Genomic DNA, 23,395 nt, shown 5'->3' on the forward strand with positions numbered 1-23,395 from the left:
TTCACCTAAAATGAAGATGACGAATTTTCGGCACATTATGACGGCGATTCGGCAGCTTGTACGGGGGAGGGATCGAGATGGACCGATTGCAGCAAGGGATGTTGTTGGAAGTGCTACGTTCGATCGATGAGGGGATTCACGTGGTGGATGTGGATGGAATCACGGTGTTTTACAACGAACAGGCAGCGGCGCTGGACGGCCTCTCCCGGGAGGAGGTGACCGGGGTGCACGTGCTGGAGGTGTTCCCTTCCCTTACTCCCAAGACCAGCACATTGATCAAGGTGTTGGAGACGGGCAAGCCCATTTACAATCAGCAGCAGGCCTATGCCAACCGGCATGGTGAGCGGATCGTCACCGTTAATACGACATTGCCGTTAGTAGTGGAAGGTCGGCTGGTAGGGGCGTTGGAGGTGGCCAAGGATGTGACGCGGATTCAGGAGCTGTCGGAACGACTGATCGATCTGGAGCAGCGGGTGGGGGCCGGCGTCCGTAAATCACCTGTACAGGGGCAGGAACTCTACCGCTTTGACCAGATCATAACCCAGGATCCGGCCATGGAACGAGAGATTCTGCGGGCACGGCGGGCGACCGCCACCCGCTCTCCCGTTCTGGTGGTGGGAGAGACGGGAACAGGGAAGGAATTGGTGGTGCAATCGATCCACTCCGGTTCCCCTCGTAAGGGGCAGCCGTTTATCGCTCAGAACTGTGCCGCCATCCCCGCCTCCTTGCTGGAAGGGGTTTTGTTCGGAACGGCCAAGGGAGCGTTCACAGGGGCGGAGGATCGGCCGGGGTTGTTTGAGCTGGCGGCTGGAGGAACCCTCTTTCTGGACGAAATCCACACGATGCCGGTGGAACTGCAGGCGAAACTGCTGCGGGTGTTGGAGGATCAGATGGTGCGGCGGGTGGGGGATGTGCGGTTGCGCCCTGTCGATGTCCGCATTTTGGCTGCCACCAATGAGGATCCTGTCGTCAGTCTGAAGGAGGGGAGGCTGCGTAAGGATTTGTTTTATCGGTTGCATGTGGTTCGTATTCAACTTCCCCCCCTGCGGGAGCGGCCGGGGGACATCCCCTTGTTGACCCGTCACTTTATTCGTAAGCTCAACTATCAGTTCGGCACGCTGGTGACGGATGTTTCCCCGGAAGTAGCGGATCGGTTTCAGCGTTATGCCTGGCCTGGTAATGTGCGGGAGTTGGAACATGCGATTGAAGGGGCGATGAACCAAGTGGAGGGAGACCGGATCGAGATGGAGCATCTGCCGCCCCACCTCGATGAGGATCGGTCCCTGGCTAAGCCGGGTGAGGCGGAAATGCCTCTTCCCCTTTGGCTGGAGTCCATGGAAAGGGAAGCAATCCGGCAAGCCCTTGCGGCAACCAGTGGCAATGTCAGACAGGCAGCCTGCCGCCTGGGGATTCCCCGCCAAACACTCCAGTATAAGCTAAAAAAATGGGAGATGCGTTGATCTTGATGGAAGGAGAGGTGCTGAAAATTCGGCGCCTTTTTTGGTGTGGAAACGGCTCATCATGCGTTTGAAAGCCACCGAACCATTGGCACAAGAATTGCAGTATTACTTATGTGACCGTTATCGGGGAGGTGAATCGTTGGAATGGAATTACTTGGGGATCAATCGCATCCGTTGGGGTTGCACCGGGTGATCGAGCCTCGGGGAATGTTGCCGCAACCGGCGTGGAAAGTGGATGCGGAACCGGTGTGCCGGGATCGGGAACTCTTGATTGATGTGCAATGTCTCAATATCGACTCCGCCTCCTTCAACCAGCTGAAAGAAGCGGCCGGACAGGATCCCGAAAAGGTAAAGGATCGGATTGCGGCGATTGTGGCGGAACGGGGAAAGATGCATAACCCCGTCACCGGTTCCGGCGGGATGTTGATCGGTACCGTCTTCGAAGTGGGAGCCCGCTTTCCCGGTGCCGACCGGCTGTGCAAAGGTGATCGCTTGGCTACACTGGTCTCTCTTACCCTCACCCCGCTTCATCTGGTCTCGATTGATGAGGTGGATATGAAAACGGGGCAGGTGCGGGTCCAGGGGAAGGCGGTCCTGTTCGCAAGCGGTCCGTTCGCCCTGTTGCCGCATGATTTGCCGGAACATCTGTCCCTGGCTGTGCTGGATGTATGCGGCGCTCCTGCTCAAACCGCCCGGATCGTAGGACGGGGCCAGACGGTAGTGGTGCTGGGAGCCGGGGGGAAATCGGGATTGTTGTGCCTCGCCCAGGCCCGGCGGCGGCTGGGCGATTCCGGATGTCTGCTTGCGCTGGAGTCACGACAGGAAGCGTGTGACGAGATTCGTCGGTTACAACTGGCGGATAATGTGATTCAGGTGGATGCGCGCAATCCCGTAGCCGTGCTGGAGGCGGTGGAGGCGGCTACCGGGGGCGGGTTGGCCGATTGGACGATCAATTGCGTCAATGTGACGGATACCGAGCTCTCCTCCATCTTGGCGACCCGTGACGGCGGAGGGGTCTACTTTTTCAGCACCGCGATTCGTTTCACAGCGGCCGCCCTCGGGGCGGAAGGAGTGGGGCGGGATGTGCGGATGTGGATCGGCAACGGGTACGCCCCTGGACATGCAGACCTGGCTCTAAACACCTTACGGGAGAGGCCGGATCTTCTGCGGTTGTTCCAGTCCCGCTACGCTGCGCCTGTTCACGGTTGATGCTGCATGTTTCTATTACGATCCCGATAATACGATGAAAGGGTGGAATCGCATGCGAGATTGGCGCGAAGTGGAACTGTGGAAAGACGTAACGGAGGAGCAGTGGAATGATTGGTTGTGGCAGTTGACCCATACCATTCGCAAGATGGAAGATCTGGAGAAGGTGATCAATCTCACTCCGGATGAAACCGGAGGCGTGGGGATCGCCAACCAGACGATCCCGCTGAATATCACCCCTTATTACGCGCTGCAGATGGACCCTGATGATCCCTCCGATCCGATCCGGATGCAGTCGGTTCCCATCTCCACTGAATTGGAACAGACGCGCTACGATATGGAGGATCCCCTGTTGGAGGATACGGATTCCCCGGTTCCGGGATTAACCCATCGGTATCCGGACCGGGTATTGTTCCTCATCACCAACCAGTGCTCCATGTATTGCCGGTATTGCACCCGCCGCCGTTTTTCCGGTCAGATCGGGATGGGCGTTCCCAAGAAGCAGATGGATGCCTGTATCGATTACATCCGCAACACACCGGAGGTACGGGATGTTCTCTTGTCCGGCGGGGACGGGCTGCTGGTTAACGACCGCATCCTGGAGTATCTGCTGAAGAACTTGCGGGACATTCCCCATTTGGAGATTATCCGCATCGGCACCCGCGCCCCGGTGGTGTTTCCGCAACGAATCACGGAGGATCTCTGCACCATTTTGAAAAAATATCACCCGGTTTGGCTCAACACCCACTTTAACCATCCCAAGGAGCTGACACCGGAAGCAAAGCGGGCTTGTGAAATGCTGGCAGATGCCGGTGTTCCCCTGGGGAATCAGGCTGTCATCCTGGCCGGGATCAATGACTGCCCACATGTGATGAAAAAATTGAACTACGAATTGGTCAAAATCCGGGTCCGTCCCTACTATATCTATCAGTGCGACTTGTCCGAAGGCATCGGCCACTTCCGCGCCCCCATTTCCAAGGGATTGGAAATCATGGAATACCTGCGGGGTCATACCTCCGGTTACTCGGTGCCCACTTTTGTGGTTGACGCTCCCGGCGGCGGCGGTAAAATCCCCGTCATGCCCAACTACGTCGTCTCACAAAGCTCTCAGAAGACCATCCTGCGTAACTTTGAAGGAGTGATCACCTCTTATCCCGAGCCGCGGAACTATCAGGAGCACGACAAAGAAAATTGCGACTTTTGCCGCGATGCAGCTGGTAGAAACGCTGGGGTCGCCTCTCTGATGGCTGATGAGCGTCTCAATCTGGAGCCCAAAGTCCTCTACCGAGAGGAACGTCGTGGTGACTTTGAGCGGCGGAAACGCAAGGTGCCCAAAGCGGCCGCTGCCGCCAAATCCACCACTTGAGGATGTTGGAATGAAGCGGATCCAATCCTGTGCGGTGTTCGGCCTGGCGAAAAATGTGGGAAAGACCACCGTCCTCAACGCGATGGCAGAACGGGCCGACAGGGACCGGGTGAGGGTGGGGCTCGTCAGCGTCGGAGTGGATGGGGAGAAGTGGGACGTATGGAGTCTGCGGGAGAAGCCGCCCATTCAGGTTCCTGCTGATGGATGGGTGGCGACCGCGGCCTCCCTGTTGGAGATCGAGAAGGGAGATTGGGAGTGGGTGGAGGAAACCGGCATCCATTCCCCGCTGGGGCCGGTGATGATCGCCCGTGCCCGCACAACGACAACGGTTAAGTTGGCCGGAGTTCATCGCAGCCGGGGTGTGTCGGAGGTGTTGAAACGGATGGATCGCCTGGGGGTGGAGCTGGCCCTGGTGGATGGCGCCTACGATCGCAAGGTGGCTGGTGATCCCTGGTTGACCGATACGGCTGTGGCCGTCGCCGGTGCGGTCATGGGGCCGTCATTGGATGAGGTCGTGAAAGGGGTATCCCATTGGTGGTCTGTCGCCGGTTTACCGGCGGCAACGGATCCTGTGCTGCGGCAGGCGGGGATGAAAGCCCGTACTACGGGCCGGTTGGTGGGGGTGCGGGGAGAAGCGATTGTTCCCCTTCCCTATCCCTCCCTGCTCATGCAGGGGGAAGAGTGGCAGCGGGAACTGGAACGGGAAGAATGGACCGGATTGGCCGTTCCCGGTGCGTTGACAGAGTCCGGCCTGGCGATGTTGTTGCGGAGCAAACGTCCGCTGGAGTTGATCCTGTCCGATCCCACCCGCTGTTTTGTTTCTCGAAGCGGTTTGCGCCGTTGGTTTCGCATCGGGGGGCAGTTGGGCTATTTACGTCCGCTCCGCTTGCGGGCTTGGGCAGTCAATCCGGTTTCTCCCGATGGATATGGACTGAACCCCCGTTCTCTGTGTGAACGGATCGGGGAGGTGGTTCACCCCGTTCCCGTGGTGGACGTCAAACGCGAGGGCTGGCCCTACTCCGTGCTGCGAAAGGAGGGAGAAACCGGTGCCGTGGATGGATAACCAGTCCCGGCGGGCGCTTCGGTGGGCGGAGATATGGGATCGATTCCGACCGCTTACCCCGATGGGGCAGCGTGCGAAGAAAGCGCTGTCCCCATTTATGCCTACTGAAGTGGCAACTTGGGAATGCCATTTGGATGAACAGGAGCGTTGCCTAAAGCGAGCGGAACAAGATCCGGACTGGGAGAGCCGCGTGGGGGAAAGCCTTTCCAGAATCCCCGATGTAGAACCGGTGGTAACCCAATTGGAACGGGGAGGGGTTCCGCCGATTGTAGGCTGGTTCCGGTTAAAGGCGCTGGTATGGCATGGCCGAAAGCTGGCAGCCGAGTGGCCGTTGGGAGAGAGAGAGTCGATTCTGCGTGATCGCAAAGCCTGGGAAGCGGTGTGGCGTATTGTAAACCCCGGCCCGGTGGCACAACCGTCCTTTGCTCTGGATGACGCCCTTGATCCCCGACTGTCTTCGTTGAGGCGGAAGGTAGCCCAATGGGAGAGGGAACGGATGGATGCCGAAGAGGAACGGGCCCGTGAGGTGGAACGGCAGCATCATGTGAGACGGAACAGGGACGGGGAGTGGATCGTGGAAAGAGAGAGCGTTCCTTATCGAGCCTTGCTGTCGGATCCTCGGGTGGAGCGGGTGCGGGAGACTCCCTTTGAAGGGGTGTTCCGTCCGCTTGGTACGGATCGGGGACGACAGGCTTTCTCCCGTCGTCAACAAGCGGAAGAAGAATTGGAACAGGTGGAACAGGAAGTGCTCGCCTCTCTGGCGGAACAGATGCGCCCCCATCTCCATAATCTGCGGCAGATGCTCTTAGAAGTGGTCCGGATTGATCTTCAGTGGGCTCGTATTCAGACTGCCCGGGAATGGAACGGGATCCGTCCCCGCCTAGATGCAGATGCTTTCCGCCTGGAGGGGGCGGTTCATCCCTTGACAGCGTCAGCACTAGCACGGCAGGGGCGTACGTTTACCCCGCTTGATGTGACGATCGATCGGGGGGCGACGGTAGTGATCGGCCCCAATATGGGGGGGAAAACGATGGCTATAAAGACGGTGGGGCTGATTGCCGCTCTGGGTCAGTTCGGCTTTTTTGTGCCGGCTCGTTCCTGTCGGATGCCCCTGGTTTCCTGGATTCGGGCGGTAATCGGGGACGGCCAGGATGAACGGGATGGTCTCAGCACCTTTGCTGCCGAGGTGGTGCGAGTGGCGGAGGGGATGAACCGGACGGACGGCGGGTTGTTGCTGTTAGACGAAGTGGGCCGCGGAACCAATCCCGACGAGGGAGCGGCTTTGGCAGCGGCGGTGGCGGAAGCCTTGGCCGCCTCCCCGTTCTGGTCGTTTCAGTCCACCCATTTTCGCGAGGTGTTGGAGGTGGCGGGAATTCGTATTTACCGTACGGCCGGTCTGAAAAATCCGCACACATGGAAGGACGATGGCGGTGTATCGGTGGATTACCGACTGCTCCCCGGTGCCGGGGAGGGGGTTCCTCGCCAGGCCCTCCTCATCGCCGAGGGATTGGGACTAGCGCCAAACGTGTTGGAAGGGGCGCGGAGACGGATCAAAGGGACGCTGCTCAGAGAGGAGGAAGGGGATGGAAGCCAAACTGCGGTTGGACGAAAATCAGATTAAACAGGCCCGTCAAGCCGCTGCACGCATCGCGCAAAACGTGGACGGATGGATCGCCAAGCGGACCACGGTGGCGGTGGAACGAACGGTGCTGCGATTGATGGGGGTGGACGGAGTAGATGGGGAAGGAATCCCCCTGCCCAACGTCCTGGTGGACCACGTACGGGAGCGGGATGGATTGGATCGCGGCGTGGCGCCCTGGGTGATCAACGCTTCCCTCCAGTTGGGCGTGGATCCGCAAACGGTGGCGGAACGGGTGGGCACCGACACGATCGACCTGGGGACACTTCCATGGGCGGAGGAGGAAATCATCCGGAAAAAAGGGCGGGAATGGGCGATGGCGGGGCTGAACCGGATTCGGGATCGACGCCGGGAGCGGGAGCATTTGCTCCAAACGTGGGGAGAAGGACGCCAGCCGTATCTGTATGTGATCGTCGCTACCGGCGATATTCGCGAGGATGCGGTTCAAGGCCGTTCCGCCGCCCGTCAGGGGGCGGACATCGTAGCTGTCATCCGCAGCACGGGCCAATCCCTGATCGATTATGTTCCCTACGGGGAAACCCGGGAAGGATTCGGCGGCACGTACGCCACCCAGGAAAATTTCCGCATCATGCGGCAGGCGTTGGATAAGGTGGGGCGGGAAGAGGGGCGATATATCCGGCTTTGCAATTATTGCTCGGGCCTCTGTATGCCGGAGATTGCCGCGATGGGGGCGCTGGAACGGTTGGATGTCATGCTGAACGACGCTCTGTACGGTATTTTGTTCCGGGACATCAACATGCAGCGCACTTTGATTGACCAATCCTTCTCCCGCATGATCAACGGTTACGCCGGTATTATGATCAACACGGGGGAAGACAACTACCTGACCACCGCCGATGCGGTGGAAGCGGCCCATACCGTACTCGCTTCTCAGTTTATCAATGAGCAGTTTGCAAGGCTGGCAGGCTTGCCGCCGGAGCAGATGGGGCTGGGTCACGCCTTTGAGATGGATCCCGGCTTGGAGGACGGCTTTCTGATGGAACTAGCTCAGGCACAGATGGCTCGTCAGATTTTCCCCGAGGCGCCGCTGAAATACATGCCGCCCACCAAACATATGACGGGCAACATTTTCAAAGGGCACATCCAGGATGCAATGTTCAACCTGGCCGGTGTCTGGACGGGTCAAGGGGTCCAATTGCTGGGGATGATGACGGAGGCGATGCATACCCCGCACATCCATGACCGCCAGTTGGCGATTGAAAATGCCAAGTACATTTTTAACAACGCCCGTCATCTTGGCGAAGAGATCCTATTTCGTCCCAACGGCCGCGTGGAGAACCGGGCGAGGGACGTGCTGGCCAAGGCTTTGGCCATGTTGGAAGAAGTGGAACAAATCGGCTTGTTTCAAGCCTTGGAACGGGGGATGCTGGCAGACGTCAAACGCGGGCTGAAAAGCGGCAAAGGGTTGGCAGGGGTGGTGGAGAAAGGAGATCATTATTACAACCCCTTTGAAATCGAGCTGAGAAAGCGGGTTGGCCTGGCCCAACGGGAGGGGGCGGACATGCATGAGCCTGGATTTCAAGCGAATTAAGCCTTATGGGGATACCCTGGACGATGGAGCGGTCCAGCTCAGTTTTTCGCTGCCGGTTCCTTGCGGAGAAGAGGCCCGGGAGGCGGCGCGGCAGTTGGCGGCCCGGATGGGGATTGAAGAACCCCAGGTTTACCACATGGCGGACCTGGGGGAAAACTACACCTACTTTATCGTTTACGGTCGTCTGGTCCATACGATTGACTTCACCTCGATTCGGGTCCCCAAAGTGGACTCGGAACGGATGGATTTCTATGGCGTCAACCGTTTGATTCGAGAAGAGATCGGGCGCAAGGTGGTAGTGATCGGAGCCTGCACCGGTACGGATGCTCACACCGTCGGCATCGACGCCATCATGAACATGAAGGGGTACAACGGGGAGTACGGCTTGGAACGATATCCGGAAATCGATGCCTACAACCTGGGCAGCCAGGTTCCCAACGAGGAGATGCTCGCCCGCGCGCTGGAACTGGATGCCGATGCGATCCTGGTCTCCCAGGTGGTCACCCAAAAAGGCGTACACATCCAAAACCTGACCGAGCTGGTGGAATTGGCGGAAGCGGAAGGCATCCGCGAACGGCTCATCCTCATTTGCGGCGGTCCCCGCATCAATCATGAGATGGCTCTGGAGCTGGGCTACGACGCCGGCTTTGGCCCCGGTTCCCTCGCACCGGATGTGGCTTCTTTTATCGTGCACGAGTTGAAGCGGCGAATGGAAGGGAGGATCCAATAGGCGGAAGGCCGTTCCCATTCGGGGCGGTCTTTTTCATTCTGTGATGTAAAAAACCGCGATCTTTAAGGAGATCGACGGTTTTTATAGAATACTGATGGCTCCAATGCTAGAATATTGATAAGGGTAAGAAAGATCGAAGTCTCACTCCTGGGGCCAGGTGATGGCGAAAGGGGGTGGGACGATGGGCGAAATCGCTGCTTTATTGGTTGCGATCGTCGCAGCCGTCCGCCTCGGCTTGGATTGGTGGTATGACTACCGATCCAAGCATCGGGGCAAATAGCATCCCTCACTCGATAGGCCGGATGTAGAAAAGCTCATCTAAGCGGCAACTTAGATGAGCTCCGGTCCCGGTGAGTGGGACAACGCCTCGACTTTCTTACCCTTATTATAGTATCCAACACACCGTTTGACAATTCCCGGACTCAAAAAAAGGGCCGGATTTTTGCGGAGAGGGATCCCCTGAACAAGTCAGTGTTTGTCGGAAACCACCGAGCGCCTTCCTCTTGGCTTTCCCTGCATCGATCCCTTTCGCATATAACTAACTTCCTATCTTCAATAACCATTCCCGTAATTTGGATTTTGGAAAATATACCTTTCCGTTTAATTGAATATGAGGAATATCAGGGTGTTCTTGAATGAGTACTTTTGCATCTTCTTTGGTTACACCAAGAAAATAGTGAACATCACTTTCTGGAATCAGTTTGTGCTCATCTTCTTCGTCCAATAGATCAAAACCACTTTTTGTCCCTTGATTAAAATTACTCAATCCATTTCCAACAAAGTATCCGGCTACAGCAATTCCAAAACCTAGCATAAAAAAGTCCATATTTGATCCTCCCTGAATCGTCGATCTGGCATGGAAAGTATACGAAATAAACGTCCCTACTTAGCTTACGAACACTTGTATGATTCTTCCTTGCTCAACCCGCTCCGTAAACAACCCCTTCGTATACTCAGCAATGACTTTTCTCCAAAAATGTTGTGCTGGGATATTCCTCTCGATTTGGAACACTTCCCATTTGCCCTTATGCAAATCGAACATGGTGTGTGCCACATTCCTCCCTAGACCGGAGTGACGGTATTTCTTCATGATAAAAAATTCGGCGATTGAAAAAACACTCTTTTCTTCTGATTGAATGAGTCGAACGAGTACAAACCCAGCATATTTTCCATTTATCTTCACGAAGTAAGGAAAGCGGTTATTTTTGTCTGTCCAATAGTCGTCGAGATGGGTATATTCCCCGAATAGACCAGTCTCCTCAACATCGGATTTAACATACTCAGAGAAGTCATAGAAGTAAAATTGCATAAGGTTTTTCAGTATATCTTTTTCTTCCTCAGCAGCCTTGTAAACATGGTAATCTATATCCATCACATCCCCTGAATGTAAACTCGTTTTTTGTATGACAATCGGGACCTTCTTTTTCCCTCCAAAATCATTCGCCGTTACAGCATATTACCCTTTTTTGAAGATGTGGAAAGAATGTGTTTGGTATAAAAGAGAACATATGTTCTTGATTTAGGTGTCTACTTTGTGTATCCTATAACTAATCGATACCAGGAGAATTTCAAATCGTGTTATGTAGATGGTTCCCGCCATCTTCTTTACTCCACACGGACCAAACATATGTCTTTTTATCTGGATAGCAAAGGGTAAAGCCTATTTTTTTACCCAAAAAACCGAACGTATGTTCGTATTTTAATTGTTATGGAAAATCTACTTAGGGGTGATCGGATGAAAGAATGGATCCAAGAATACCGGGAGTCGTTGGAACGAGTGCGAAAGGCGAAAAAAAATCTGCCGAAAGGGCCGCGTGGAGAAGCGGACCGCCGTTTGCTAAACGATATGGAACGGGACCTGGTGTGGGTGATCGAGTGGCTGTCCAACGGATGTCAACCCGGAAACCGGCGCGGGATGGAGAATCGGTCTTATGATCAACGGGAAGTGCTGTGGAGCCGGCTTTCCGAAAAGGCGAAACGAAAAATCGAATGGCGAGAAAATCTAAAACCTGCCGGAACAAGCCGTTCCCCTCAGTGGCTGGAGCAATTGCCCAAACTGCTTTCTGATAGTGAATATGAAGCTTTTGTGGCCGTAAGGGGACAAGCCCTTAGTTTTGGACGGGCCGCCTCCCTCCTGCATTGCTCCAAGTCCACCGTTCAGTCCTATGTCAGGCGTGCGGAAAAAAAGCTTCGTCAGGCAGTGGCAGAGGGAAGACTGCATCCCGGTGATTCCTCTGGATTGAAACGTGTTCGTTGACCGAGATGACGGGTTTGAACCTTCATGACATCGGTTTCTTCCCTCTGCCATACGAAAACCACCTACAGATGAATACGAACATATGTTCGTATTCTCATTCGCAAGGAGGTGGCACATACGTACAGTGCATTGGAGCCGATCCGGCAAACGATTTTGACTCGTCTGCGTTCAGACGAAGTGTTGATGGCCAAGGTGACGGGGGTGTTCGATGAAGCGCCGGAGGGACAGCCGCTTCCCTATATCGCATTCGGCGGGGTTCGTTCTTCTTCCATCCGCACCTTGTCCCGTTTGAGGGAAGAAGTGACCGTGACGCTCGTGATCTGGTCCGACACGACGGGATTTGGCGAGGCCAACGGGATTCTGGATGATCTAAACCGGCTGCTCGCGGACCAGGAGTTAACCGGGGCCGACAATGGAAAGATCCCTTGCCGTTATATGGAGAGTGAAGCGGGTACAAACCCGGATCATCCCAATCGGAAAGGGACCGTCTCTTACCGTTTACTCTACTAAAAAAACCATGATAAGAGGAGTGTTCGACGATGGCGACACAAGCGATTCCCGGATTTAAAGGAAGTTTATCCATTTCCGTTGACGAAGGCAATACCTATCAAATGATCGCCGAGATGAGAGAGGCGACTTTGACCATCAGTCAGGAGGAACTAGAAGCCAGTAGTTTTTCCAGTAACGGGTGGATGGAATATATCCCTGGATTAAAAGAGTGGGAGCTGGAAGCGGAAGGCATTTATCTACTCGCGGATGCGGGCCAAGATCAGCTCTATAGCGCCTTGGTTCAGGGCGAAACTGTGATGGTACGCCTGTTTCCCAGCGATGAGAGCGGCAATGAGGGGTATGAAGGCCAGGCCTTCATCACTTCGTGGGAAGTGAGCAATGCGGCCGACGATGTCGTTTCCATCTCCGCCACGTTCCGGGGCTCCGGTGCTCTCGGTCAGGTGACGGCTGCTTAAGCTTGTCTGATACCGGAATGATCCAAACCTTAAAGGAGGAGAACCATGGCAAACAAACAGCGCGGGGTTGTAGATGTGACTTTAGATAAGAAACGGCGATTGAAATTTGATCTAAACGCCCTCTCCGAACTGGAAGACGCCCTCGGAAAACCGGTGACGCAACTAAACGACGGCACCGTCGGCATGCGGGAGCTGCGGGCGATGGTGTGGGCGGGCCTTCTCCACGAAGATCCGGGTTTGACCCTGCGGGATACAGGTGAGTTGATCGATCTGGCGCGGATCGAGGAGATTACGGAGAAGGTGACGGAAGCTTTGACAGCGGCGTTTCCGCAAGGTGGGGGAAAAAACGGGAAGGGCGGTCCGAATGGAACTGGGCGGAAGCCAAACGCCTCGCCTTCGGGCCGCTCGGCCTAAAGCCCGATGAATTTTGGCGCCTGACACCGTTGGAACTTCAGGATCTGACGGAAGGATATCAGGAGCGGGTGGACCTCGAAATGCACCGGCTGGCCTGGCATGCCGCCAATCTGATGAACGTTCATCTGAAGAAAAAGGTGACCGTGAAAAAGCTGTTGGGCAAGGAACGAAACATGGCCATGGAGGAGCGGGAACGCCAGTTCACCCGCTTAATGGAGGCCAGGAAGGGATGAGGGGGCTTGACACCTTCAGTTTGATGACAAAGATACTGGGCTGGTTAAAACAGGGAGGGGTGGTTTTCCGGCGAGCGACTTGCCACGCATTGGAGCGGAGGCGGAAAACCACCCCGACCGTCCCGTCATGATTTGTCAGCAGCGTGGGGCTTTACGCCCCTTTTTTCTTTTTATCATTACTGACTGTCATCCACAGTCGGGTACAGATCTCCGGTTAGGAAGAGGTGAAAAAAAGACATGACTGCTTCCAATGAAGTGGAATTCAATAAAAAGATCAAAGGATTGTCCGAGGCGATGGACAAGGTGAATTCTCAGCTGAAGGCGGCGGCTACTTCCGTGGGTGGAACGATTACGGTGGTGCTGGGATTGTCGGTGGCAGCCAGTCCGGAAGTGAATGAAGCCTTCGGTCAGTTGCAGGAGTCATTGAATCTGGCGAAGGAAAACATCGGGGAGGCGCTGGCGCCCGCCATTTTAACGGTGATTAACGTTGTAAAGGACTTTGTGGACGCGTTTAATCAGCTTCCGGCACCGATCCAGACGTTTTTGGTATTTGCCGGAACATTCATGATTGTTTTATTGGGATTGCTGCCGGTGATCGCCAGCTTGGCTTCCGCGTTTGTGGCCCTGGCGGTCGCGGAGTGGTCGGCACTGGCACCGGTGTTGGCGATTGTCGCGGCCATTGTGGCTATCCTTGCCATATTCGCCCTTTTAGGATATGCGCTCATTCAGGCATATAATCGGTTTTCCTGGTTCCGTGAGGTGGTGGACACGGTCTGGTTAGCGATCAAAGAGGCTTTTAACACGGCTCTCACCTTTATCCAAGGAATTGTTCAAAGCGTGATGACAGCGGTCACCGAGTTTTTTCAATCCCAGTTGCAAAGAATTCAAGCGTTTTGGCAGGAGAATGGCGAGCTTATCATGGCTGCGGTGCGGCGGGTGTGGGGATGGATCCAACCTTTTATCTCCGTCGTGATGGCGGCGATTGCGGGAACTATCCGAATGGCTTGGATGCTGATCCAGGCGGTGACGATGTTCGTATGGAACGGGATTAAAGGGTTTATATCCACGGCTCTGACCGCGATCATGGGGATTGTCAAGGCGGTCGCCCAGTTGATCACGGGAGATTGGCGGGGAGCGTTAAATACCTTGCGGACCGCTACGGGGAATGTCTTGAAAGGCATAGTAAACACATTTAACAACATGCTGGGCGGTCTTCCTGCTAAGGCTGTTACCTGGGGGAAAAATCTGATTAAAGGGTTTATCGACGGGATTAAAGGGATGCTGGGCAAGCTGTCAGGGGTGGTGGGGGACGTGGTTGGAGTGGTCGGTGATTTCCTCGGCTTCTCCTCCCCGACAAAACGGGGACCGGGACGTACGTCCCATCGCTGGGCCCCCAATTTTATGGAGATGTTTACCGCAGGGATTCAAGCGGGTGTTCCCGATGTGCGCACGGCGGCAACCGATGTGGCGTCTACCCTGGCGATCGTCGGACAGAATGAGGCGGGATCGACTCCTCCTTCGATCCGGCAGCCGATGGAGATCCACATCTCACTGGATGGAGAAAAAATCATGCCGACGGTGCGCCGGGAATTAACCCTGGATCTGCAGGCGTCCATGGGAAGGGTGAGATAAGATGCAAGGGACGATCTTTGAAAGCCGTGACGGATCATTTGATTCTCTTGACTTTTCCTTCCGCCAGGTCGGCTGGGTCGAGCTGGATCGAATCGCGCTGGAAATGGAATCCACGCCGATCCCCGGTAGTGACCCGCTGTTTTTTCAACCGCAACAAGGAGAGCGTTCCTTTTCCCTCTCTTATGTGTACCGCGGGCGGGATTATCACAACGACTTAACCAAATTCGCCAACAAACTGTACCATTCCCGGTTGCCGCTGAGGATCATCCTGGCTGAAGAGGATGATCGTTTTTATGTGGCGCAGGTGGTCCAGCTTCCCACAAAAGGGCAGCATCGGCAGCTCGGAACGGTTGAGATATCGGTGCAGCTGCACCGGAATTACGCTTTTCGGCGGTGGCGGGACGACGAGATTCACCCGGATAATCGGGATATCCATTTTCAGATGCCGATTGTCCCGGTTCGGACTGAATATGACCTGACCGGCTCTACGGCGGTGATTCCATATTTTAACGAGGGGATGGATCTTTCTCCCGTCCTCGAACTGAATGGGGTGGATTATCCCACCGTGTTGGCTGGCGATTCCACCGCCATGTATAAGGGCCGAAGCCGTCGGAAGATCCAGCTGGATTTTAACACGCTGAAAGCACGGGAAAATGGAACGGATCAAAGTGTCCTTCTCACCGGTGATCAAGTGGTGATTCCCCACGGGTATCAGTTGTTGCGTCTTCATTACCACAAGCCGGATGAAGTGGTGAAAAAGATCATTCACGATACGGAAAATGATTTTCGAGCTGGAGAGATGCAAAACTTGAGAATCGGCGGGGACACGGAAACGGGTGGGGCGGTGGAATCACGAATCCGGGCGGCACCTGCTTTTTTACGCCCTTCCGACGGTTACCATGACGACGGAACCGAAGTGGGGCCGGATCAACCGCGTTTGACAGAGGGCCGGTTTCGGCAGGCGATCCGGATAGAAGAGGCAGTCACCCAGCACCTTTCCCATGCGGACTGGAATAGCCTGTCCACTTGGGTCACATCTGCCGGCATTTCCCCAACCGGCAACAATCAGGGAGTGGCACGAACCCTACAGGCCTCAGCGGATGCAGGGAAGAGCCGGGTTTGGCTGTATCAAAGCGTCGCAGCCGCTCCCGGTGAAACCATTACCCTTCAGACTTTTCTTCGAAAAGCGGGGGCGGTGGATTATGCGGAATTGCGCCTGTCTTTTTATGACAGCAGTCAAACCTTTATCAGCAATTCCGCTGTGACCAACGATGTCACCTCACAGCTGAGTGATGAGTTTGACAGCTATTCCGTTACCGCTGTCGCCCCTGCAAATACGGCTTCTGTTCGGGCTTATGTCCTATACGACGGCGGCACGCAACGCCAAAACTGTGAATACGAAGCCGTCATGCCGATGCTCACCAAGACGCCGCATGTCTGGGGATGGCACCGCGATGGAACAAAAGCGGCGGAAACGTTGACAGTGGAAAATACCGGTCTCTTTCACAATGGGGAAGGATCGATCGGCGTATGGGCATATGAGGATGGGTCCAACAGAAGGGGCTGTTTGTGGCAGCTGACCCCGCCGGGGAGCGGTCTTCAGTTGAATCGGCGGGACAATGGAACCATGAATGTGGAAACGACGGATGGTTTGTTGTTTGAAATATTGACTCCAGAGGCGGGTTGGCATTACTGGGAGGTACGATGGCAGAATCACACCATGGAGGTATACCTGGACGGAGAGATCGCTCAGCAAACGGACGGGACCGATGCCCGTCTTACCAACCATCCGCTGGATCTGGAAACGGCCGATCAGTTTCAAATCGGTCACCGTGACGGACTGCTGCAATGGAACCACAAGATCAACAGCGTGAAGATTACCACTGCTGCACCGCTTCCCTATGATATCCAACGGGAACCGAAAGCGGACGGGATCACTTCCTATCTCCTTTTACCGAATCGAGAGATGACGCCGAAATCGGGTGGGGAATATACGTCTGCTTCGTTGGATATTTCCACGGATCGAACCATTCGGCATGGGCAGCTGGATTTCGAGCAGAGTGCGGGGGGTTCCGTGATCTTTGAATCCAGTTTGTTTCTCGGAGGGGAGTGGACGATGTTTGAGCCGGTCGCCTATGACGGGACCCTTCCCGGAATTGGTCCGGATACCGATTTGACCGGGGCCAGGCTGCGGTATCGGGTCCGGTTCCAGACATATGACGCGACAAAACTCCACCGTTTGTATCAAGTGGGGCTAACTCTCACCTCAGAAAGAGAAGGAAAGCTGATCATCAAAAACCGGAAGCGGTTGATCTAAAGGGGGAGAACTGATGCCAGCATATCGGAAGATTGAGAACCGAGACACACTGGTTGATTGGAAGGAGAAATTTAACTACAATGCCGACCGGAACACGGACTTGAAAAACCGCTTGGATGTCCTGGAAGCGGGAGGAACGACGGATGGTGAAGTGATCGGACTGCGTTCCTCCACTACATTCCAATATATCGGGGAAACCGCCGATGCCCGGGTGGAACATGCCGAACAACAAATCGTGGAGACGCAAAATCGACTGGGTGAGTTGGAGAATCGGGATCTGAAAATCATCAATGTACGGGAGTACGGGGCTGCGGGAGACGGGGTGACGGATGATTCCGCCGCCATCCAGGCGGCATTGGATAAAGCCCGGGAATATGGCGGAGGGGAAGTCTATGTTCCGGACGGGAGTTATGCCATTAAGGCCCCTCTGCGGATCTACAGTTATACACGGTTGAAATTGTCCTCACAGGTTGCGATCATCCGGGCGGGGGCGTTTTCCCCGATGATCATCTCGGGGATTGGAAACGTGGACGAGTATGACGGAGTTCAGCATGTAGAGATCTGCGGAGGCACCTGGAATGGAAACGGAACCCAATTCCCCTCTTCCTTTACCCATATCATGTTTGGTCACGCCAAAGACATCGTCATCCGGGATACCCGGATGTTGGACAATTACAACAGTCACTGCATCGAGCTTAACGCTGTCCAAAACGCTTCTGTGATCCATTGTTTGTTTAAGGGATTCCAGGGGGTGCGGTTTACAGAGGCGGTGCAGCTGGATCTGGCGAAAAGCGCTTCTCAGTTCCCGTATTACGGGAACTATGACGACACGCCCTGTGACAATATCTTGATCACCGGCTGTACGTTTGAGGATTGGAACCGGGGAGTCGGTAGCCACAGTGCCACGGCTGGAGTGTTTCACACCAACATCCGGATCATTGGAAACCACTTTCGGAACCTGACCGGGCAGGCGATTCGGGGCTATCAATATAAGCATGCAGCCGTCATCGGGAACACATTTGAAAACGTCCGGATGGCGATCGAAATGCGGCCCGGGATTGGAGTGGATGCCAGTCCGAGCGGGTTTTACGTCATCCAGGGAAATACCATCACCAAAACAACCGACCCGTCATTGGGGCACGGCATCTGGGTCAACGGCGACAGCGGGGTTTCCATCCACGATGTGATTATCGAGGGAAATGTGGTGGATTCCACAGCGGTTAACGGAATTTATGTGGAATACACGGACCGAGTAATTATCCGCGGCAATCTGATTCGGGAAGCCGGAAACCAAGGGATCTCCGTACTAGGGATGAATAACAGCCAGGTAAGCGGAAATATCGTCTATCATGCCCAGCAAAACGGGATTGTGTTAAACAGCAGCAACGATAATGTGGTCCATGATAATCTGGCTCACGGCAATGGACGAAGCGGTGCAGGAGTGGGAAACCTCTCTCTGGTGACCAGCTCCCATCGGAATAATGTTCAGAAAAACACGGTGCGAAGGTCCGGGGGGTTTCCCGAGTGGGGAATCCGAGTCACCAATACATGCCAAGACAATATGGTTACCAACAACGATGCTCTCAACGGTGGTCAGGCCTCCCCCATCCAAGACAATGGATTGCGTACGGTGACGACGGCCGGCAACCGTACCTAGGAGGGCATCCGGATGATTGAAGTATGTGATTTGAACTTAAATCCGATCGGACGGATCTGGGACACCTGGGATAATAAGCAGACGAATGCGCTAAACCAATCCGGCGAATTTGAATTTTCGATGGCGATGGAATCCTTGGAGATCGAGTCTTTGTCCTTCCGGCAGAATGATGCCCTGTCTTTTTTGCAACATCAAACCTTTATTCGCTGGGAAGAAGGCGGGCGCTATTGGTTTACCGGGCAGCCCTATCAGATTGAACGGAGTGAGGAGAGCTCCGGGGATCGGACCGCTCATGTCAAATGTTACGGGGTGATGCATCACCTCTCCCGATACAACGTGGGTGTGCGCTCTTACTCACGAACCCGTGCATGGGTGATTCTGCAAGAGTTATTAAACCTGCAACCGTTGATTCGCCTGGGAACGGTGGAAATGGCCGAAGAAATTTCCATCGACTTTTCCCGAGAACCCCTCCTCGATGCCATACACGCTCTGCGGGATACACTGGGCGGAGACATTTACGTGGACCCGGATGAGCTGACACTCCATTGGGTTCGACGGCAAGGCGATATCGGTCCGGAGATCCGGTATCAGAAAAACATGGGATTTATCCGTTTTCTGTCCGATACGACCGAGCATTTCACTCGTATCATCCCGCTGGGAGCAGGCGAAGGAGAAAACCGGGTGACGATCGCTTCGGTCAACGGAGGGGTGGAGTACCTGGAGGCGGATACCGTCCGGGATTACGGCGTGATCGAGCAGGTGTGGGAGGATGAACGTTATAAAAACCCCGACACACTGAGAAGGGCGGCTCAACGCCGCCTGGAAGAACATAAACATCCTTCTGTCGCTTATGAAACCGCGATGATCGATCTATCACAGTGGCGGGATGAATGGGGGGAACGGCCCTATCGAGGCCGGGTTCCGGAAGTGGGCGATGAGATCCGGATTCACCATCCGCAAATGGGGTTGGACATTCAGGAGCGGCTGGTCAAAGTGTCACGAAATTGGGATGAGGGCAAACGGCATGAGATCGGGATTGAGTTGTCGGAGCGAAAACGAACCTGGGCCGATATCGTTACCGGCATTCAGGACCGATTGAAAACCACGTTGTATGACCGCGGTTTTGTGTTTACGGCCAATTATGCCCTTTCTCACGAGATCGGCGGCACCGAAACGGCGCGGTTGCGTTTCCGCTTGGATTCCGCGATCACCCGGATCAACTATGCCCGTCTTTTTCGGGAGGGATCCGAGGCGGAAGGAGAGACGGAGGATCCGCTGTCTAGCAGCATCACCGTTACCGTGAACGGAACCCCGGTGGACAGCTCAAACGCGGTGCAACGAGAGTTGGAGATAGGAAACTATTTGCAGATCGGCCGGTGGAACACGGTGGATTTTCGTACCAACGGTTCACTCCAGTTGGATGCGTCCTTGGACATTAAAAGCTTTTTTGAACGTTGATGATACGTCTCGATCCGGAATAAAGGGGGTGACGGGGTGAGGGACGGGGTGGTGATTTCTCACAAAGAGATGTTTGAAGCCCAACAGGAGGTGGTGAAGTCGCTTCATCGCTTGGAAAGCCGCATGGAATCGAGGATGGACGTCTTGGAGTCCAAAGTGGAGGCGTCGATCCGGGCGGATGAGCGCAGTCGAAAGGCGTTGGAGAAAGCGGAGGGGGCCATGAAAGCGGCGAAGGAAGCGAGAAGGGTGGCGGATGGAAACCGCGAGATCATCACCCGTCTGTTGGTGGCAGTGATGACCGGGTTGATCGGAGGCGCGATTGCTGCGCTTTTTTATTTTGCACAATTGGGATTGGGAGGGTGATCCGATGGTAGGAATGGATGATGCAGTTTTAATTGCGGTCGTCACTTCTCTGGTGTCGCTGGCCAAACGTGTCGGCTTTCCCGCTAAGTTTGCTCCCCTGCTCGCCCTGGTTTTGGGAGTGGCGGCAGGGGTCATCTATGCAGTCCCTGATGATCTTTACGCCGGTATCCTGGTGGGGATCGTGATGGGGCTTGCCAGTGTGGGACTGTACAGCGGCCCGAAAAACGTGAAACAGGGGGTGAAGTCCTTATGACAAAGGTGATCGTATTGGATCCGGGTCACGGGGGAAAGGATCCGGGAGCCGTGGCGAATGGACTTCAGGAAAAAAAACTGGTGCTGGACATTGCCAAGCGGGTTCGAAAAGAACTCAACGATCAATACAGCGGCCACCGGGTGATCCTGACTCGGGATCGGGATCAATTCGTCTCCCTCCAGAAACGGTGTGACATCGCCAATCAAGCAAAGGCGGCCTGTTTTGTCTCCATCCATGTCAACGCGGGAGGCGGGACGGGATTTGAGTCCTTTGTGGTTCCCAACGCTCATCCCCGGAGTGCGGGTTTGCTGCAGCGGAACATCCACCAGGCGATGGCACCGGTATTGAAGAAATACAGCATGCGGGATCGGGGACGAAAGGTGGATACACAGGCAGCCAGCCGCCGCATCCATGTAGTGCGCGCCACCCGCATGAAAGCCTGTCTGACGGAAAACTTGTTTATCGATGCCAAGAAGGATGCGGCTCTTTTGAAGAAGTCGTCTTTCCTAGCGGAGGTGGCGGCGGCCCATGCGGATGCCATCGCTCGGACGGAAGGGCTGAAGACGAAAGCAAAATCGGATCCTAAGCCTGCGGATGAGTGGATCCGGGTGTCGGTAAACGGTCAACAGAAGCACGCGTTCCAGAAGCGTGAAAGTGTCCTTTCGTTTGTACGGGATCATGTGAAGGCGGGGGATACGGTGGATATTAAACGGTAGGATGTCGAGGCACGGCTGATCGGGATCCATCCCGTTTATCGCCAGGGAGAATGGAAGTTGACCCCGTGATTCGTTTGTGCTAACCTAGTTTCAATTTTACAAAAATCGTCGATGAGGGAGAGAGTATTCCACGGGAAAGCGACAGCGACGCGGGGAGGGTGGAAGCCTGCGGCGGAACCGGGGAGGAAGCGGACTCCCGAGATGCTTCTTCAAACAGCCGATACGCTTCGGCTAAGTAGGAGCGGCCGGTTATGCCTCCGTTATGGTTGAAAGCGGTCTCCTTCCAAGGGGGCAATGAGAGTGGTACCGCGGGAACAAACCCGTCTCTTCATAATAGAAGAGGCGGGTTTTTTTAGATGAAAGGAGATGGGTGTCAGGTGAAACAGGAGTGGAAAGCGTTCGCCCGTGCGATTGCCGCTGCTTCCAAAAGAGAGGCTTCTGTCGAGGAGGTGGAAGCCTTATTGGAGCGTCCGCGGGATCCCGCTCACGGGGATGTGGCCTTTCCCTGTTTTCGATGGGCGAAAAAATGGAAGCAACCTCCGCAAGCAATCGCTCAAATGTTAGCCGAACAGATCTCCCATCCCAAGTGGGAACAGGTGGAAGCGGTCGGTCCATATGTCAACGTCCGCTTCAATCGGGAGCGGGTCACTCAGGAGGTGTTATCCCGCATTCTTCACGAGCAGGGCTCATACGGGTCTTCTTATCGTGGAGAGGGAAAAACGGTGGTCATCGATTTTAGTTCCCCCAATATCGCCAAACCCTTTTCCATGGGGCATCTCCGCTCCACCGTCATTGGACACTCCCTTGTACGGATTGCACGAAAGCAGGGGTTTCGCGTGGAAGGGGTGAACCACCTGGGGGATTGGGGTACCCAGTTTGGCAAGCTGATCGCCGCTTTCCGCCGCTGGGGGTCAGAGGAAGCGGTAAAGGCGGATCCGATCAGAGAGCTGTTGCGGCTGTATGTCCGTTTCCATGAGGAGATGACGGCAAACCCGGAGTTGGAAGAGGAAGGACGCCGCTGGTTCAAGAAGCTGGAGGACGGCGATTCCGAGGCACAGCACCTTTGGCATTGGTTCCGGAAGGAATCGCTTCGGGAATTTCACCGCATCTATGACTGGATGGGAGTCACCATCGACCATGATCATGGGGAAGCCTTTTACAACGACCGCATGGGACCGGTGGTGGATGCCTTGCGGGAAATGGGGCTGTTGCGTCATTCAGAAGGGGCGCAAGTGGTGGATTTGACAGAGGAGGGCTTGCCCCCTTGCCTGATTACGAAATCCGATGGGGCCACGCTGTATGCGACCCGGGACCTGGCGGCGGCGCTTTATCGCCGGGAAACCTTTGGCTTTGACTATGCCTGGTATGTGACTGGACGGGAGCAAGCCGTCCATTTTCGCCAGGTGTTCGCTGTATTGAAGCGAATGGGACATGTTTGGGCGGATCGCATGGAGCACATTCCCTTTGGCATGATGCTGCAGAACGGCAAGAAAATGTCCACCCGAAAAGGGAACGTGGTGTTGCTGGAAGAGGTGCTGCAACAAGCCGTGGCACGGGCGCAAAAGCTGATCGAGCAGAAAAACGGCACCCTCGCCGATCCGGAGGAAACCGCCCGTCAGGTGGGAATCGGGGCGGTAATCTTTCACGATTTGAAACATGACCGCCTCCATGATGTGGAGTTTTCCCTGGATCAGATGCTCCATTTTGATGGGGAGACAGGGCCATACCTGCAATATACCCATGCCCGGGCCTGTTCGTTGCTGCGAAAAGGAAAGGCGGCGAACGTGGTGCCCGGATCGTTGTCATTGCCCGTGGTGATGGAAGAATCCTGGCGGGTGGTTACGTATCTGAGTGATTTTCCGGCAGTGGCGGCACAAGCCTTTGACTATCGGGACCCATCGCGAATCGCCCGTTACTTGCTCCAGCTGGGCCAAGCATTTAACCACTATTACGCCCACGTACACATCTTGCAGGAGGATGGAGGAAAAGAGGCACGCCTGGCTCTTGTTTCCGCTGTGGCGATCGTGTTAAAGGAAGGGCTTCATCTTTTGGGAATGGAAGCCCCGGAAGAGGTGTGAGAGGGGGGAATAAAAAAACCGCTTCGCCGGTTGGGC

At 55.1% G+C, this 23,395-nt stretch carries 22 protein-coding genes and 1 other annotated feature; of the genes, 20 read left to right on the plus strand and 2 right to left on the minus strand.

From position 1 onward, the window contains the following. Positions 1-77: 77 nt before the first annotated feature. The 7 genes from JOE21_RS06935 (at position 78) to kamE (ending at position 9,016) form a co-directional block, all read left to right on the plus strand. Positions 78-1,460, plus strand: coding sequence for a sigma-54 interaction domain-containing protein (locus JOE21_RS06935; RefSeq protein WP_309864133.1), 1,383 nt, complete (start codon positions 78-80; stop codon positions 1,458-1,460). Between the two features lie 144 nt (positions 1,461-1,604). Continuing rightward, positions 1,605-2,669 carry an L-erythro-3,5-diaminohexanoate dehydrogenase gene (gene kdd, locus JOE21_RS06940; RefSeq protein ID WP_309864137.1) on the plus strand — a complete coding sequence of 355 codons (1,065 nt, stop codon included), beginning with the start codon at positions 1,605-1,607 and terminating at the stop codon, positions 2,667-2,669. Positions 2,670-2,721: 52 nt separating this feature from the next. Next, the gene (kamA, locus tag JOE21_RS06945) at positions 2,722-4,032 is read left to right on the plus strand and encodes a lysine 2,3-aminomutase (RefSeq protein WP_309864139.1); all 1,311 of its coding nucleotides are present in this window, start codon (positions 2,722-2,724) and stop codon (positions 4,030-4,032) included. Positions 4,033-4,042: 10 nt separating this feature from the next. Beyond that, entirely contained in the window at positions 4,043-5,095 is a 1,053-nt protein-coding gene (kamB, locus tag JOE21_RS06950; RefSeq protein ID WP_309864142.1) for a lysine 5,6-aminomutase reactivase subunit KamB, read from the plus strand. Next, positions 5,088-6,716 (plus strand): lysine 5,6-aminomutase reactivase ATPase KamC, encoded by a 1,629-nt coding sequence (gene kamC / locus JOE21_RS06955; protein ID WP_309864959.1) that lies wholly within the window; start codon positions 5,088-5,090, stop codon positions 6,714-6,716. The genes kamB and kamC overlap by 8 nt, the downstream gene beginning before the upstream one ends. Further along, on the plus strand, positions 6,679-8,286 hold the full coding sequence (gene kamD / locus JOE21_RS06960; protein ID WP_309864144.1) for a lysine 5,6-aminomutase subunit alpha: 1,608 nt from the start codon (positions 6,679-6,681) through the stop codon (positions 8,284-8,286). The genes kamC and kamD overlap by 38 nt, the downstream gene beginning before the upstream one ends. Further along, complete coding sequence (kamE, locus tag JOE21_RS06965; RefSeq protein WP_309864146.1) at positions 8,261-9,016, plus strand: lysine 5,6-aminomutase subunit beta; 756 nt, start codon at positions 8,261-8,263, stop codon at positions 9,014-9,016. The genes kamD and kamE overlap by 26 nt, the downstream gene beginning before the upstream one ends. A gap of 538 nt (positions 9,017-9,554) precedes the next feature. Here kamE and JOE21_RS06970 read toward each other — a convergent pair. After that, positions 9,555-9,842, minus strand: coding sequence for a helix-turn-helix domain-containing protein (locus tag JOE21_RS06970; protein WP_309864148.1), 288 nt, complete (start codon positions 9,840-9,842; stop codon positions 9,555-9,557). 60 nt (positions 9,843-9,902) lie between these two features. Then, on the minus strand, positions 9,903-10,388 hold the full coding sequence (locus JOE21_RS06975) for a GNAT family N-acetyltransferase (RefSeq protein ID WP_309864151.1): 486 nt from the start codon (positions 10,386-10,388) through the stop codon (positions 9,903-9,905). A gap of 363 nt (positions 10,389-10,751) precedes the next feature. On the opposite strand from JOE21_RS06975, the gene JOE21_RS06980 reads away from it, so the two are divergent. From JOE21_RS06980 to argS, 13 genes are all read left to right on the plus strand, one after another. Further along, the gene (locus JOE21_RS06980) at positions 10,752-11,273 is read left to right on the plus strand and encodes a sigma factor-like helix-turn-helix DNA-binding protein (protein WP_309864153.1); all 522 of its coding nucleotides are present in this window, start codon (positions 10,752-10,754) and stop codon (positions 11,271-11,273) included. A gap of 108 nt (positions 11,274-11,381) precedes the next feature. Beyond that, a complete protein-coding gene (locus JOE21_RS06985) occupies positions 11,382-11,783 on the plus strand; it encodes a DUF3168 domain-containing protein (protein WP_309864156.1) in 402 nt (133 codons plus the stop codon). A 29-nt stretch (positions 11,784-11,812) separates the two neighbouring features. Next, positions 11,813-12,238: a phage tail tube protein gene (locus tag JOE21_RS06990; RefSeq protein ID WP_309864159.1), complete on the plus strand. Its 426-nt coding sequence runs from the start codon at positions 11,813-11,815 to the stop codon at positions 12,236-12,238. A gap of 45 nt (positions 12,239-12,283) precedes the next feature. Further along, positions 12,284-12,652 (plus strand): hypothetical protein, encoded by a 369-nt coding sequence (locus JOE21_RS06995; RefSeq protein ID WP_309864161.1) that lies wholly within the window; start codon positions 12,284-12,286, stop codon positions 12,650-12,652. Positions 12,653-12,681: 29 nt separating this feature from the next. Then, positions 12,682-12,885, plus strand: coding sequence for a hypothetical protein (locus JOE21_RS07000; RefSeq protein ID WP_309864164.1), 204 nt, complete (start codon positions 12,682-12,684; stop codon positions 12,883-12,885). A gap of 237 nt (positions 12,886-13,122) precedes the next feature. Beyond that, positions 13,123-14,517 carry a phage tail protein gene (locus JOE21_RS07005; RefSeq protein ID WP_309864166.1) on the plus strand — a complete coding sequence of 465 codons (1,395 nt, stop codon included), beginning with the start codon at positions 13,123-13,125 and terminating at the stop codon, positions 14,515-14,517. Position 14,518: 1 nt separating this feature from the next. Beyond that, positions 14,519-16,834 carry a hypothetical protein gene (locus tag JOE21_RS07010; protein ID WP_309864168.1) on the plus strand — a complete coding sequence of 772 codons (2,316 nt, stop codon included), beginning with the start codon at positions 14,519-14,521 and terminating at the stop codon, positions 16,832-16,834. A gap of 13 nt (positions 16,835-16,847) precedes the next feature. Next, positions 16,848-18,491, plus strand: coding sequence for a glycosyl hydrolase family 28-related protein (locus tag JOE21_RS07015; RefSeq protein WP_309864171.1), 1,644 nt, complete (start codon positions 16,848-16,850; stop codon positions 18,489-18,491). Positions 18,492-18,503: 12 nt separating this feature from the next. Continuing rightward, on the plus strand, positions 18,504-19,949 hold the full coding sequence (locus tag JOE21_RS07020) for a phage tail protein (RefSeq protein ID WP_309864173.1): 1,446 nt from the start codon (positions 18,504-18,506) through the stop codon (positions 19,947-19,949). Between the two features lie 36 nt (positions 19,950-19,985). Next, positions 19,986-20,312, plus strand: a complete 327-nt coding sequence (locus JOE21_RS07025) for a hypothetical protein (protein WP_309864176.1) — start codon at positions 19,986-19,988, stop codon at positions 20,310-20,312. A 4-nt stretch (positions 20,313-20,316) separates the two neighbouring features. Continuing rightward, the gene (locus JOE21_RS07030; RefSeq protein WP_309864179.1) at positions 20,317-20,565 is read left to right on the plus strand and encodes a transposase; all 249 of its coding nucleotides are present in this window, start codon (positions 20,317-20,319) and stop codon (positions 20,563-20,565) included. Beyond that, positions 20,562-21,281 carry an N-acetylmuramoyl-L-alanine amidase gene (locus tag JOE21_RS07035; RefSeq protein WP_309864182.1) on the plus strand — a complete coding sequence of 240 codons (720 nt, stop codon included), beginning with the start codon at positions 20,562-20,564 and terminating at the stop codon, positions 21,279-21,281. Before JOE21_RS07030 ends, JOE21_RS07035 begins: the two co-directional genes overlap by 4 nt. 102 nt (positions 21,282-21,383) lie before the next feature. After that, positions 21,384-21,612: a binding site (T-box leader), on the plus strand. A gap of 25 nt (positions 21,613-21,637) precedes the next feature. Continuing rightward, on the plus strand, positions 21,638-23,359 hold the full coding sequence (gene argS, locus JOE21_RS07040) for an arginine--tRNA ligase (RefSeq protein WP_309864184.1): 1,722 nt from the start codon (positions 21,638-21,640) through the stop codon (positions 23,357-23,359). Positions 23,360-23,395: the final 36 nt, after the last annotated feature.

Origin of the sequence: Desmospora profundinema (assembly GCF_031454155.1) — a bacterium.
GTDB lineage: Bacteria > Bacillota > Bacilli > Thermoactinomycetales > DSM-45169 > Desmospora > Desmospora profundinema.